Origin of the sequence: Bifidobacterium sp. ESL0798 (assembly GCF_029395415.1) — a bacterium.
Taxonomy (GTDB): domain Bacteria; phylum Actinomycetota; class Actinomycetes; order Actinomycetales; family Bifidobacteriaceae; genus Bifidobacterium.
The window spans coordinates 154,452-169,468 of record NZ_CP113914.1; the positions used below are offsets into that span (position 1 = coordinate 154,452).

General features: G+C 56.9%; 6 protein-coding genes, 3 rRNA genes and 2 pseudogenes. All 11 read left to right on the forward strand.

Going from position 1 to position 15,017, the window contains the following annotated elements:
- Nucleotides 1-755 precede the first annotated feature (755 nt).
- Nucleotides 756-2,278, forward strand: a 16S ribosomal RNA gene (locus OZX74_RS00550).
- A gap of 422 nt (nucleotides 2,279-2,700) precedes the next feature.
- Nucleotides 2,701-5,769 (forward strand): 23S ribosomal RNA (locus OZX74_RS00555).
- Nucleotides 5,770-5,930: 161 nt separating this feature from the next.
- Nucleotides 5,931-6,047, forward strand: a 5S ribosomal RNA gene (rrf, locus tag OZX74_RS00560).
- The 16S, 23S and 5S rRNA genes sit together here, the layout of an rRNA operon.
- A gap of 551 nt (nucleotides 6,048-6,598) precedes the next feature.
- Nucleotides 6,599-6,958, forward strand: a complete 360-nt coding sequence (locus OZX74_RS00565) for a hypothetical protein (protein ID WP_277156669.1) — start codon at nucleotides 6,599-6,601, stop codon at nucleotides 6,956-6,958.
- Nucleotides 6,959-7,085: 127 nt separating this feature from the next.
- Complete coding sequence (locus OZX74_RS00570) at nucleotides 7,086-8,732, forward strand: FTR1 family protein (protein WP_277156670.1); 1,647 nt, start codon at nucleotides 7,086-7,088, stop codon at nucleotides 8,730-8,732.
- A complete protein-coding gene (locus OZX74_RS00575) occupies nucleotides 8,729-8,857 on the forward strand; it encodes a hypothetical protein (RefSeq protein ID WP_277156671.1) in 129 nt (42 codons plus the stop codon). The genes OZX74_RS00570 and OZX74_RS00575 overlap by 4 nt, the downstream gene beginning before the upstream one ends.
- Before the next feature lie 210 nt (nucleotides 8,858-9,067).
- A complete protein-coding gene (locus tag OZX74_RS00580; protein ID WP_277156672.1) occupies nucleotides 9,068-9,715 on the forward strand; it encodes an iron transporter in 648 nt (215 codons plus the stop codon).
- Nucleotides 9,716-10,191: 476 nt separating this feature from the next.
- Nucleotides 10,192-11,466 (forward strand): Fe-S-containing protein, encoded by a 1,275-nt coding sequence (locus tag OZX74_RS00585; RefSeq protein WP_277156673.1) that lies wholly within the window; start codon nucleotides 10,192-10,194, stop codon nucleotides 11,464-11,466.
- A gap of 16 nt (nucleotides 11,467-11,482) precedes the next feature.
- Nucleotides 11,483-12,991 (forward strand): FtsX-like permease family protein, encoded by a 1,509-nt coding sequence (locus OZX74_RS00590; protein WP_277156674.1) that lies wholly within the window; start codon nucleotides 11,483-11,485, stop codon nucleotides 12,989-12,991.
- Between the two features lie 261 nt (nucleotides 12,992-13,252).
- A pseudogene (locus OZX74_RS00595) lies at nucleotides 13,253-13,774 on the forward strand (ABC transporter permease); the annotation flags it as partial.
- 531 nt (nucleotides 13,775-14,305) lie between these two features.
- A pseudogene (locus tag OZX74_RS00600) lies at nucleotides 14,306-14,944 on the forward strand (FtsX-like permease family protein); the annotation flags it as partial.
- Nucleotides 14,945-15,017: the final 73 nt, after the last annotated feature.

The window sequence follows — 15,017 nt, forward strand, 5'->3', positions numbered from 1 at the left end:
AGCCTATGGCTTTAAATTTGCAGTAGTCGAGAGGTCTATGCGTTCGAAACAGGACTACTGTCTATAAAAATATTTCCGATTTCTGCAATGAAGTAGATTTGTTTTGTCGTTGTTTGAGTAGCGAAGCTAATGATTAAAGAGCCTCGGTTAGAAATTCTGAAAACCTAGCGAACATAATGTCCATTATCGGTTTTGATGGTCACTAGCTTAGATGCCAAGGCTACGGATATCAAAACTTTGTTGATGTTGATTGTGGCTTGCTATACCCATAAAGGACTATGGCCGTTCCGCGCCCTTGCCAAGGATGACACGCCAGTAATGAAAATGGACCGACATATTTTCTGGTTATTTTTCAGAATTCTATACACAGCAAACAGTCTTAAAATGATTAATACCCGTAATTTCACACGCCGAAGAAACGTTGAAATTTCACCGAATATTGACCTTTTGTTCGAATGCGACTTGCGTAAGTGAGACACCTCGTGTAAGTTATCTACTTGCTGCCTGACGGCGACAACAAATCTTCGAGATTGATTGAAGTTGTTGGTGTGGTGGTGGTTTGAGAACTCAAGAGTGTGTCTGTACTACTTTTTATATGTAAAGCTTTTTTTGATTGCCAGTCCGGCGCGTGCCTCGTTTTCGGGGTGTCCTAGGGGGCTTAATTCGTGTCGGGGTTTTTAGTGTGGACCATTCCCCCTTATGGAATGGTTCCGTCAATTATTATGAGAGTCGTTGAACGGCTTTCTGCAAGTTTTTTTGTGGAGGGTTCGATTCTGGCTCAGGATGAACGCTGGCGGCGTGCTTAACACATGCAAGTCGAACGGGATCCGGAGTGCTTGCACTCCGGTGAGAGTGGCGAACGGGAGAGTAATGCGTGACCAACCTGCCCCATGTTCCGGAATAGCTCCTGGAAACGGGTGGTAATGCCGGGTGTTCCGCGTGATCGCATGTGATCGCGGGAAAGGGTTACCGACATGGGATGGGGTCGCGTCCTATCAGCTTGTTGGCGGGGCAACGGCCCACCAAGGCTTTGACGGGTAGCCGGCCTGAGAGGGCGACCGGCCTCATTGGGACTGAGATACGGCCCAGACTCCTACGGGAGGCAGCAGTGGGGAATATTGCACAATGGGGGGAACCCTGATGCAGCGACGCCGCGTGCGGGATGAAGGCCTTCGGGTTGTAAACCGCTTTTGTTGGGGAGCAAGCGAGAGTGAGTGTACCCTTCGAATAAGCACCGGCTAACTACGTGCCAGCAGCCGCGGTAATACGTAGGGTGCAAGCGTTATCCGGATTTATTGGGCGTAAAGAGCTCGTAGGCGGTTCGTCGCGTCTGGTGTGAAAGCCCATCGCTTAACGATGGGTCTGCGCCGGATACGGGCGGGCTTGAGTGCAGTAGGGGAGACTGGAATTCCCGGTGTAACGGTGGAATGTGTAGATATCGGGAAGAACACCAATGGCGAAGGCAGGTCTCTGGGCTGTTACTGACGCTGAGGAGCGAAAGCGTGGGGAGCGAACAGGATTAGATACCCTGGTAGTCCACGCCGTAAACGGTGGATGCTGGATGTGGGGCCCATTCCACGGGTTCCGCGTCGGAGCTAACGCGTTAAGCATCCCGCCTGGGGAGTACGGCCGCAAGGCTAAAACTCAAAGAAATTGACGGGGGCCCGCACAAGCGGCGGAGCATGCGGATTAATTCGATGCAACGCGAAGAACCTTACCTGGGCTTGACATGTTCCGGATCGCGGCAGAGATGTCGTTTCCCTTCGGGGCCGGTTCACAGGTGGTGCATGGTCGTCGTCAGCTCGTGTCGTGAGATGTTGGGTTAAGTCCCGCAACGAGCGCAACCCTCGCCTTGTGTTGCCAGCACGTTATGGTGGGAACTCACAAGGGACCGCCGGGGTCAACTCGGAGGAAGGTGGGGATGACGTCAGATCATCATGCCCCTTACGTCCAGGGCTTCACGCATGCTACAATGGCCGGTACAACGGGATGCGACATGGCGACATGGAGCGGATCCCTTAAAACCGGTCTCAGTTCGGATTGGAGTCTGCAACCCGACTCCATGAAGGCGGAGTCGCTAGTAATCGCGGATCAGCAACGCCGCGGTGAATGCGTTCCCGGGCCTTGTACACACCGCCCGTCAAGTCATGAAAGTGGGCAGCACCCGAAGCCGGTGTCCGAACCCTTGTGGGCGGAGCCGTCTAAGGTGAGGCTCGTGATTGGGACTAAGTCGTAACAAGGTAGCCGTACCGGAAGGTGCGGCTGGATCACCTCCTTTCTACGGAGAATTCAGGATGCTGTTTGGCATCCGGTGTCGGACGCGCCGGGGATGTTCCCCGTCCGTGTCCTGCTGGTGTGGAAAAGATCAGAAACATTCGGCTTTGCTTTTGGTGAGTGGTGCGGGCATGCTTTTGGGCTCCCGGATCGCCACCCCGACCTTTGGTCGGTGCGATTCGATGCCTTCCGCGGGTGGCGTTCCCTTGATGGGTCGTCGGATGCGGTCGTGCGTGGTGGCTTGAGAACTGGATAGTGGACGCGAGCAAGATATGATTCTTGCTTTGTTAGATGCAATTTTTAAGACCGGTCTCCGATTTTCTAATTGGGGATTTGGTCGATCGTTTTGTGATCATTTTAGTGTGATGATGTGTTGTCCAGAGTTTTTCGCAGTGGTCCTTGCGGCATGCATTCCTTGTGTGGGTGTGTGTTGCTGGTAAGGGCGTATGGTGGATGCCTTGGCAGACAGTACCGATGAAGGACGTGTGGGGCCGCGATAGGCCTCGGGGAGCCGCCGACAGGGCTTTGATCCGAGGATTTCCGAATGGGGGACCCGCCGGCCGTATGGGCCGGCACCGCATTCGTGCGGGGGGTACGCAGGGAAGTGAAACATCTCAGTACCTGCAGGAAAGGATATTCCGTGAGTAGTGGCGAGCGAAAGCGGATCAGGCCAAACCGGCCGCGTGTGATAGCCTCCAGGCGTTGCGCGGCGGGTGTTGTGGGGCCTGGTGCCCGGATGCTGGAGCGTCCGGCGGAAGTCATAAAGCGGCGTGCTAGGCGAACGGGATTGAATTCCCGGCCGTAGAGGGTGATGGCCCCGTAGCCGGTCGCGCGCTGCCTTCCGATCCAGGTTCCCAAGTAGCACGGGACTCGTGGAATCCCGTGTGAATCCGCCCCGACCGTGGGGTAAGCCTAGATATGACTGTCTGACCGATAGCGAACGAGTACCGTGAGGGAAAGGTGAAAAGCACCCCGGGAGGGGAATGAAATAGTTTCTGAAACCGTGCGCCTACGAACCGTCGGAGCCTCCTTGTGGGGTGACGGCGTGCCTATCGAAAAATGAGTCTGCGAGTCAGTGGCAAGTGGCGAGGCTAACCCGTCGTGGGGGAGCCGTAGCGAAGGCGAGTCTCAAAAGGCGTTTGAGTCGCTTGTCCTGGACCCGAAGCGGGATGATCTAGCCCTGAGCAGGTTGAAGCGCGGGTAAGACCGCGTGGAGGACCGGACCCACCTAGGTTGAAAACTGGGGGGATGACTTGGGGCTAGGGGTGAAAGGCCAATCAAATTCCGTGATAGCTGGTTCTCTCCGAAATGCATTTAGGTGCAGCGTCGCGTGGTTCCACCGGGGGGTAGAGCTACTGGATGCCTGAGGGCGCGTATCGCGTACCGACGGCAACCAAACTCCGAATACCCGTGTGGTAGAGCGCGGCAGTGAGTCGGCGGGGGATAAGCTCCGTCGTCGAAAGGGAAACAGCCCAGATCGTCGTCTAAGGTCCCGAAGCGCGTGCTAAGTGGGAAAGGATGTGGAGTCGCATAGACAGCCAGGAGGTTGGCTCAGAAGCAGCCATCCTTGAAAGAGTGCGTAACAGCTCACTGGTCTAGTGGTTCCGCGCCGACAATGTAGCGGGGCTCAAGCACGCCACCGAAGACGCGGCAGTGCCTTTTGGCACTGGGTAGGAGAGCGTCCCGTACGGGGTGAAGCGGCAGCGTAAGCTCGCCGTGGACCGTGCGGGAGCGAGAATGCAGACATGAGTAGCGAGAGACGGGTGAGGATCCCGTCCGCTGGATGACCAAGGGTTCCGGGGCCACGTTCATCGTCCCCGGGTGAGTCGGGTCCTAAGGCGAGGCCGACAGGCGTAGTCGAATGGACGAACGGGTCGATATTCCCGTACCGGCGCAGGACCGTCAAGACCGAAAGTCGGGTACTAACCTCCCGCTCCGCGGATGCCTCCCTTCGGGGTGGCTGATGCGGTGTGGTTGGGACAGACCTTCCGGTAGGCCAGCGCAGGAGTGACGCAATGGAAGAGCCGGCCGCGGCGGTGGTAGTCCGTGGCCAAGCGTGCAGCCGGTGTCGTAGGCAAATCCGCGACACAATACGGCGAGGCGCGATGGTGGGGCCCGTTGGGGCCGAATCCGGTGGTTTCCGTTGCCGAGAAAAGCTTCGGCGCGAGGTGCTGCGGCGCCCGTACCGCAAACCGACACAGGTGGTCAGGTAGAGAATACCAAAGCGATCGAGCGAATCCTGGTCAAGGAACTCGGCAAATCACTCCCGTGCCTTCGGTATAAGGGAGACCCCTTGGGGTGAACCGCCTTGCGCGGGGAGCCTCGGGGGGTGGCACAGACCAGGGGGTAGCGACTGTTTACCAAAAACACAGGTGCATGCGAAGGCGCAAGCCGCTGTATATGCACTGACGCCTGCCCGGTGCCGGAAGGTTAAGAGGATCCGTCATCCCGCTTCGTGCGGGGGCAGCGGTGAATTCAAGCCCCGGTAAACGGCGGTGGTAACTATAACCATCCTAAGGTAGCGAAATTCCTTGTCGGGTAAGTTCCGACCTGCACGAATGGCGTAACGACTTCCCCACTGTCTCGACCAGGAGCTCGGCGAAATTGCAGTACGAGTAAAGATGCTCGTTAAGCGCAGAAGGACGAAAAGACCCCGGGACCTTTACTATACCTTGGTATTGTCATTAGGTGGAAACTGTGTAGCATAGGCGGGAGGCTTCGAAGCGGTGGCGCCAGCCATCGTGGAGCCGCAAGGTGAAATACCGCTCTGTCTCCATTTGATGTCTAACCTCGACACGTCATCCGTGTCAGGGACAGTGCCTGGCGGGTAGTTTAACTGGGGCGGTTGCCTCCCAAAGGATAACGGAGGCGCTCAAAGGTCCGCTCAGCCCGGTTGGCAATCGGGTGTTGAGTGCAATCGCACAAGCGGGCTTGACTGTGAGACTGACGGGTCGAGCAGGGACGAAAGTCGGAGATAGTGATCCGGTGCCGGCGCACGGGCGCGGCATCGCTCAACGGATAAAAGGTACCCCGGGGATAACAGGCTGATCATTCCCAAGAGTCCATATCGACGGGATGGTTTGGCACCTCGATGTCGGCTCGTCGCATCCTGGGGCTGTAGCAGGTCCCAAGGGGGTTCGGCCGTTCGCCGATTAAAGCGGCACGCGAGCTGGGTTCAGAACGTCGTGAGACAGTTTGGTCTCTATCCTCTGCGCTCGTTGGAATATTGAGGAGACCTGCCCATAGTACGAGAGGACCTGGGTGGACGAACCTCTGGTATGCCGGTTGTCGCGCCAGCGGCACGGCCGGTTGGCTACGTTCGGAAGGGATAACCGCTGAAAGCATCTAAGCGGGAAGCCTGCTCCGAGATCAGTATTCCTTGAGGCTTCGAGCCTCTGTAGGCCCCAGGTCAGAACACCTGGTTGATAGGCCGGACGTGGAAGCCCCGCGAGGGGTGGAGCCGACCGGTACTAACGGCCGAAAGGCAATCACACTCCAACCATGTTGGGGACGTGAGGCATCTTTCTGCGATAGACGAAGACGGCATTGAGCATTTCGATGTCACACTACGATACACATGCATCAGACACGCGTCCGCTTTCCGGTTCCCGAGCCGCCACATGCCGCGGTCCCCGGGACCGTGATAACATAAGATTTGCGGCGGCCATAGCCCAGGGGAGACGCCCGGTCCCATTCCGAACCCGGAAGCTAAGGCCTGGCACGGCGATGGTACTGCACCCGATAGGGTGTGGGAGAGTAGCCCGCCGCCGCATCACACGTAAACGAAGAACCCCGTGGTCGAGCCCCATCGCTCCCACGGGGTTCTTCGCGTACCCGGAGCCGCTCCCGTACCCCCGGAAACCGCCACAGCCGCACACGGGATTCCGGAAAACAAGAGCTGTAAATGACACGGACAATGATGTTGTGCCCTACCGCCACTTATGAGGGACCGATACCTCGCGGGGTGGTGTATTCAACGGTGGAAGGACCCCAACCTGATCAGGTGTCATTCTTCTACAATTCCTATCAAGGATCCCTCGATGACGAAGGCGGGGACGTAAACGTTTGGAAAGGTGAGTTGGAAGGACTGTTCAACGGGCCTACGGAGCTTTATCAGGGCCCCGCACGCCCGGACCCATCGGGACGCCCGCCCCACAACAAAAACAAGCTGGGTTTAAAAAAGATATAGCTCTAAACGTCGAAATTTAGAAGTCGTTACCATAAAAAAATTTAAAAAACAAGTCTTTTTTTCTTTGTGGTTTTCCTTTACTCTGTAGTCATTGCGGCACAACACTGTCGCAGAACAGAGTGAAGCGGAGCGGCAATGCGTGTGAAGGCGGGACTGACCAAGTTTGTGGCACTGTTGCCATTGCTGGCGGTAATGGCGGTGATCGCATCGCTATTGGTGCCACAGAATTCTGCAATTGCAGCGGATAACAAAGCCTCAAATTCTGTAAGCTCGGATGCTTCTTATGATTCAGATAGCTTAGTCGAAGCAAGTCAGCTAGTACGAAGTAATCAAACAACTGAAGAACGTGCGTACTTCAATGAAAGAGCATCGAATCAGAATCAATCGCGCCCCTCTCATTCAGTGGTCGTTGCTGATATTTTGCGAAATGATGCGCGCATTACAGGATCGTTTAAGCATAGGAAAATCCGTTTCGCGAGTCCGACCTGTGGCTGATATGGCAGTTGCGGCCAATGATACGAATACGGTCGAGAAGTGGTCGCAATTTAGTGGGTCAGTTATGGGTCCTGACGCGTCGCTCGCTCAGATAAATGTCGAAAATCAGGGACATTCAGTGCGGCCTGTGGCGGATAGCGTTACGGCGGAAGATGACACCTGGAGCGGGGTGGCCAAAGAGCTTGGTAAGGGGCTTACACAGGTTGGCAGCACTTACGCTTCCGGGGATAAGGCTACGGCTGCCTCGCAGATGAGCGCGGTTTCCACCAAATACACTGCTTCCAATTTCGGCAGGGCTGTGCAGGAAACGCTTGGTGCTGATCGCCAGCAGGACGAGATGAGCCAGTTCCAGTCCGTACAGCAACTGACGTATGGCGATGGGCATGGTGCCGATCTTGGCTCGCAGATTGCCGCGCTTTCCAACGAACTTAATACGGCTGCCGCTCAACTCGACGCCAGCCCGAATCTCGCCAAGCCCAAGGCGTACGCGGCTCGGATTGAGCAGACGGTCAAGGCGCAGCGCAAAGTGCTGCAGAAGAACAAGAAGACCAAATTCTATGGCAAAGGGAACCGCACCTGGCTTGAGGTTGCCGGACAGATGGGCAAGGTCATCGATCAGGGTGTGGCCGCAGCCAAAGCCGGTGACGGCGAAAAAGGTTCCGACAAGGTGAACGTCGCCTATTACCAGTACTACGAAAAGCTCGGGTTCGAGAAAAACGTGATGAACGCGATTTCCGGCTCGCGCGTCTCCTATATGGAAAGCTGCTTCAAGGAACTGCGCAAGGCCATGATACGAGGGGACGCGCCCGCAGGTATCAAGAAGCAGGCTGATGAGCTCAAAGCCAATCTCGTTGTCGATGCTAAAAAACTCGACGGCGGAGCCGAGGCCCAAGTCAACGGCGCCACGAAATTTGCCACCAGCTCCATCGGCCAATCATTCCTGATCCTGGTACGCGAGGGGCTTGAAGCACTGCTCGTGGTCGCGGCCATTATCGCCTACATGCTTAAAAGTGGCAACAAGAAACTGGTGCGTTGGATCTATCTCGGCGTCGTTGTCGGGCTCATCGGTTCGGGGCTGATGGCGGTGCTCTTCGCGGTGTTCTTCAACGGCAACGGGCCGCAGCAGGAGATCATGGAGGGCGTGGTCGCGCTGATCGCGATGCTCATGCTCATCTACACCAGCAACTGGATGCTTTCGAAATCCGATACCGAGGCGTGGAAGTCTTATATCGGCAGCAAAACGAAGAAGGCGATTTCGAATGTCGCGGCGGCTGATTCACTGACGTTCGCCGGGGTGGTATCACTGGCCATGCTGAGCTTCCTGGCGGTCTTCCGCGAGGGCGCCGAGACGGTGATGTTCTATCAGAGCGTCTATTCGATGACGAAGGATTCACGCGGCATGTGGATCGGCGGCTTGGCTGCTGCGGTCGTGCTGATTATCGTCTTTGTACTGATTCGCTTCACTTCCGTCCATATTCCGTTGCATCCGTTCTTCCTGATTACGTCGGTGTTGTTGGCCGTCTTGGCCGTTACGTTCGCAGGCGGCGGCGTGCACTCGCTCATTGAAGGAGATGCCGTCAACGGAACGTATCTGGCAAGTATGCCGACCAACGAATGGCTCGGGCTCTATCCGTATACCGAAACCATCGTCGCGCAGATTATTGCCGCCGTGGTGATTATCGGGTTGTTCGTCGTTTTCGGTATTCGCAAGCACCGCGAAAAGGTGGTAAAGGCTGCTCAACCTTCTGATTGCAAGGAGGCGATGGTGAAATGAATAGAGAAAAGGCCATTCCTCACTTAGCAGGTGCCATGTGGTCCGTGATTTCCGAAGCCGCCGAGCGCCATGGGAAAGCGGCGAATATGACGGAAACCGCTGGTTCAATGGAAACACCTGCATAGAAATTTCCAAAATAGCGATTTGGGAAACGTGTTTGACGGCAAGGTTGATAAACGGATCGTAGATGAAGTCCGCATTGCAGGACTTCTGGTTTCGCTTGGTGTCTGTGTTTCAAGCCTCTGCTGAATCTATTCCGAACTTGTTTCAAAATTGCTGATGCCAAATCAAATGAAACGTAATAATAAATATTCCAAAATTAACAGGAGAAAACAATGAAGAAAAGCAAACTCACCGGCCTGCTGACCGCTGTGGTCGCCGGGGCGCTCGCGTTCTCGTTGGCCGCGTGTGGGTCGAACGGCTCGGGTTCCGCTTCCGGATCGGGCGACAAGGGCAAGGCCAGCTCGTCATCCTCGCAGAGCGCCCAGCAGAAGGCCAACAGCAACGGTGCGAAGTTCGAGGAGATTCCGATCGGACACGACCAGCAGATCTTCCCGCTCAACATCGCGACTGTCTACTTCCAGCCGGTCGATATGTACCCGCAGGGGATGGGACTTTCCGCGGCCGAGTCGAACCTGCACCTCGAGGCCGACATCCACGCGTTGAAGGACAACAACCTGGGCTACGGCACCGGCGACTTCATCCCGAAGCTCACCGTCAAGTACCAGATCCAGGACAAGAACGACCCGAACAACAAGCAGGACGGCACGTTCATGGAGATGAACGCCGACGACGGGCCGCACTACGGCGCGAACATCAAGCTCGACAAGGCCGGGCAGTACAAGCTCACCTACACCATCTACAGCCCCGAAACCAACGGCTGGACGCTGCACGTCGACCCGGATACCGGCGTCAAAGGGCGCTTCTGGACCAAGCCGATCGTGGCGAGCTTCGACTGGAACTACGTCGTGCATCAATGGTGACTGCTTCTGCAGATAACTAACTGACGTGGTGGGGCGATATGTATTGTGTTCAACACGCTCCGGGCTGAACCGTTAAGCAGATAGCCCTGTGGGCTGTCTGTAGGCGAGGTGAGCGCGATGTATCGAGCGCGAAGGCAAAATCTCTGATTTTGCTTAGGCCAAGCTTCATTAGCAAATGTCTTCTTCTGACTGCGATGGTAGCCATGCTTTAGACGATGGATGCATAAAATCTTTTGGAATGATTGACGCGGTGGAGGAAGGGGACATACTTGCTTCGGAACCCTCAAGGCCGGTAGGCCAAGCTTTACTCCTCAGCAAGCATGTCCCCTTCCTCCACCACTCAGGGAATTCAACTTATTCCGAGGTAAATGTTCGCCATATTGTAAAGCAACTGGTATGAACCGCATCATTGATCTCTTAATGATGAGTTGCAAACTGCCGAGTTGTGATGATTGGCAAGGATAAGGATTCGAGAAATGCTCGAGGAATTTGTGGGGGCGCTGCCGGGGATGGTGGCGCCGGCGCTGCTCGTGATGACGCTGAGCGTGCTGCTCGGTGTGGGCGAGGGACGCGATAGGCCCGTCAGCCGGCAGTGGCGACTTTATGGGCTGCTCGTCGGGATTGTGGCGGCGTTGATCTTTACGGTGTTGCGCGTGCTGGTCATCGTCGATCGGCGCTCCGGGGTCAATCTGCCGGTACTCATTGGCTGTGTGGTGTGTGACGTACTCATTCTGGCGATTATGGCCTGTTCGAAACGGCTTGTGCGCGACTGGCACAAGCATCCGGTTCGACTCCATGTGGCTAACGCGGTCTGCGCGATCGGCATCGCACTGACTACGTTCTTCGCCTCGCAGGACGTCTTCATGCAGCTGACCAGTTTTGTGGAGACCGGCGAATCTCCGTTCACTTCCAAGATGCTGCTGCGCGCGCTTGGCTTCGCCTTGGGTATTGCCGCAGCCGTTGTGGTGGCGGCCATTTTCCGCACCATGCGCACGACCGCCGTGCGCGGCGGTTTCCTGGTGGCTTCGATGCTGATGCTGCTGGTTTTGCTGATTCGCCACCTGACACAGCTCTGCTCGCTGCTGATGTCGATGATGTTCGTCGAATTCGACGGGACGGCGTTCAGCGCGCTGATCGTTGCGGCGAACAATGATATGAAACTGGTCATCGCTTCGGTATTGGTATTTATTATTCCCGTCATTGCCTCCATCGTTGCCGGGTTCCGCACGCCGTTGGCCGGTGCCAATGATGCCGTGGTCCGCGAACACAAAGCGTTCCGGCGTCGTGCCAAAGCCGCAGGAGTATGGAGCCTGATCGCCATGATTGTGGTGACGGTCGCGCTGACGGCCGGTGTCGCCAAAGTCCACGAACAGCCTTCGCTTTCGCCGCCGGAAGGGTATTCACAGCATAACGGCATCGCCACCATCGCCTTCAACAAGGTGGATGATGGCCATTTGCACCGCTTCCAGTACAAGGCCAAGGACGGCACGGTGATGCGTTTCATCATCATCAAGAAGAACGGCGGCTCCTACGGCGTCGGCCTTGACGCCTGCCTGACCTGCGGCGACGCGGGCTATTACGAAAAAGACGGCAAGATCATCTGCAAGCGCTGCGAAGTGGAGATGAACGTGGCGACCATCGGCTTCAAGGGCGGATGCAACCCGATTCCGTTCCCGTTCGAGGCATCGCACGGCAAGATCACCATACACACCTCCGACCTCGACGCGTTGTCGTCGCATTTCAAGGAATGAGGAATAGAGGCTAACAATGTTCCTGTTACGAATGGTGTTTCGCTCGTTTTCACGGCAGCTCAAGCGGCGGTTGCTGATTGCGGTGACCGTATGCCTGTCGGCCACAATCTGCGTGGCGATGCTCGGTGTCGTCTTCGATGTGGGCGACAAACTCAATGCCGAACTGTCGACGTACGGCTCGAATATTGTGGTGCGTCCCAAGGCCGACGCGGTGGTGTCGGACTTGTACAATACTGCCGACGCGGGTAATGGTGCCGAAACCGCGGACCCGACCTCGTTCCTCAAGGAATCGGACGTGCCCAGCATCAAGACGACGTTCTGGGCGTTCAATATCACCGATTTTGCGCCGGAACTCAACGTGAACGCCACGATCGACGGGCGCAATGTGCCGGTGACGGGGACGTGGTTTTCCAAGAAAGTGCCGCTGGCAACCGGTGAAAGCGTGGTCGCCGGGGTCAGGGGCATGCGCTCGTGGTGGAAGATCGACGGGGCCTGGGCCAAGGACGGAGCCGGAGTTGCGGGAACCGGCAAGGTCGTTGCGGCGGCTGATGCCGGTAAGACTGGTAGTGGCCAAGTGTCCGGGCAATCCGAAAACGACATGAATACGAATACGGACATGGATGACAATAGCGGAAAGCAAACCGTTACTGCCGATTCCCCAAATACGCAAAACAAGGGAAACAAATCTCATTCCGAGAATGCCAACGGTGTCGTTCAGGGGATGATGGGCAAGGAACTGGCCGGTGTTACCCATACCAAAGTCGGACAGACCGTTACGGTTTCCAAGGTCGCGGCCGACGGACAGCATCGCAGCCAGCGTGTGCGGGTTGTCGGGATTTTCGATTCGGGCGACAATGATTCGAGCGGTCTGTACATTCCCTCGTGGTCAGCTCAGAGGCTCTCCGATTTGCCGGATGCCATCGACAAAATCGAGGTCAAGGCGCTCACCACTCCCGAGAACGCGTTGGCTCGCAAGGCTGAGAAAGATCCGGCGGCGCTGAGCCAGGAGGAGTGGGAGACCTGGTATTGCACGGCCTATCCGTCTTCAATCGCCTATCAGATCGAGGAGGTCATGCCGGGAGCCGTTGCCAAGCAGGTGCGGCAGGTGGCGGCGCTGCAGGGCGACGTGCTGCACAAGACGCAGGCCGTGATGATACTGATGACCGCGTTGAGCCTCATCGCGGCGGCCATCGCCGTGGCCAATCTCATGGCGTCTTCAATCGGTGAGCGCGGTTCGGAACTGGCGCTCTTGAAAGCCATCGGCGCGACGGATGGTGCGGTTTCAAGGCTGATGCTCACCGAGACGGCCGTCATTTCACTGATTGGCGGATTGGTCGGTGCAGGGCTCGGTTCGTTGCTCGCACAAGTGATCGGGCATGTCGTTTTCGGCTCGGGGGTGGCGATGCGACCCATGGTATTCGTGCTGGTATTCGTGCTGTTGACCGTGACCATTCTGATTGCCTCGTTCTCCTCGATCCGTTCGATTCTGCACCTGCGTCCGGCGGAGGTGCTGCATGGTCGCTGATTGCAATGGGTGTGAGCGCACGCGCAAGTATCAATGCCAACGTCGGAATATGCGGGTGCGCTGTGCGCTATATGGCTTTATCGCAGGAAATGGCGGAAATGACGGGAATGACGGGAATGAAAGGAGGACGGCATGAGTGATGTGAAACGTGACCAGCATGATTCAGGTGTCGGTAGCAGCGTTGACAGGCGCGTCGCCCCGCCTGCTGAAGGCAGAGCAAGCACCGCCGCAAACGCCGTCGGTGTCTCCGATGGGCGGCCGATGACGAATCGTCGTATGTTTTTCCGTATGCTCTTGAGCGCGGTGTTCCGGCGGCGCTCGCGGGCTTTGATGGCTGTGGTCGCGTCTCTGGTGGGGGCGGCGACGCTTTTCTGTCTCGCGGCGATCTGTGTGGCGGTGCCGCAGCAGATGAACGAGGAGATGCGTGCTTACGGTGCCAATCTCATTGTGACCCCGACCCAGCGGACCGTCGGCGGAAAGGCCGTTGAAAGCGCTAACGGTGACAATGTGGCGGATTCCGGCTTTGACCGGAAATCCGTCGAAGCGCTGGATACGGCGGTTAAAAGTGTTGGTTCTGAACGTTCGGCTTCGTACCGATACGAAAATACGCGTATCAACTCGTTGCCGTTTGTGGTGGCGGGCATCGATCCGCACGAGGTGAAGGCGCTGAACCATCACTGGAGTGTGGAAGGTAAATGGCCATCGAACGGCGGGGTGATGCTCGGACGCGACGCGGCGACGAAACTCGACGCCAAGATTGGTTCGGTTATCACTATCAAGTACAGTCCTGGCAAGAACGTGGCCGCCGCGGCTGGCGGAACTGATGGTTCCAATGGTTCCAATGGTTCCGGCAACGCTGGTTCGGGCAGTGGAAGCTCAGGTTCGAACGGCTCGACCAGTGGTAGCAGTGACACTGATGGTTCCGGCACCGGCTCAGCCGCACCGGCAAACGGCAATTCGTCGGGTCATGACACGCAAAACATGAAGGGCATGAATATGTCCGATTCGTCGCATGCCGATGATGTGCGGCAGGGCATGGCCGACGCGACGGTGAAGGACAAGCTGGGCAAGGCGTTGGACGGCATATCGGCGGAGGACAAGACCCCCGATATGCCGGGTATGGATATGTCGGCTACAGGCGCACAAGGTATGAAGGGCGCACAGAGCATGCCGGGTATGAAGATGTCTGCCGCAAGCCCCGGTTCCGTCAACCTCGCGGTATGGGAATCGGTGGGTTCAAACGTCAAGAATGCCGAAAATTATTCCGGTTCGGTCGAGCCCGCTGAATGGAAGCCCACGGCTCCCAACGCGGGTGGGATGGAATTCCGGGTGGACGGCATCGTCGACACCGGCGGCAGCGAGGATGATATGGTCTATGCCAACAATCTTGACGTCAACAAGCTCACCGGCTTTGAGCGCGGTGCGGACGTCGTCGAATTCTCCGTCGACGCAAGCGATGCCGGGTTGAGTGACCTGACAAACGTGGTCAATAAGAAGGCTTCGCTCAACGCCAAGGCGCAGAAGGTCACGAAGATCACCTCGTCCAATGTCCGTATCATTACGATGCTGCAGATGCTGTTCTGGATTGTCACCGTGGTGGTGCTTGTGCTGACGCTCGTCGGGGTCGGCACCACGATTTCGTCCATCGTCTCCCAGCGGCGAAACGAAATCGGCTTACGCAAGGCGCTCGGTGCCTCGTCTGGCGATATCGCAGTGGAATTCACCGTCGAGGCGGCGCTTTACGGGCTGATCGGGGGGTTGCTTGGTACCGCCATCGGCTATGTGCTCGCCCGTGCGTTGAGTTCTGCCGTATTCGGGCAAAAGTTGTCGCTCAATTGGCCGCTGGCGCTCGCTTCTGTGTTGGTGGCGATGCTGGTCGCGGTGCTCGCTTCGTTGCCGCCTGTGCGCAACGCGGTACGGATCGACCCAGCTGTCGTGCTGCAGGAGGAGTGAGCATGAAAAATACCATGATACGGGAATACGGTTGGCCGTGAAAATCGACGGTAGTGCTGGTAAACGGATTCTG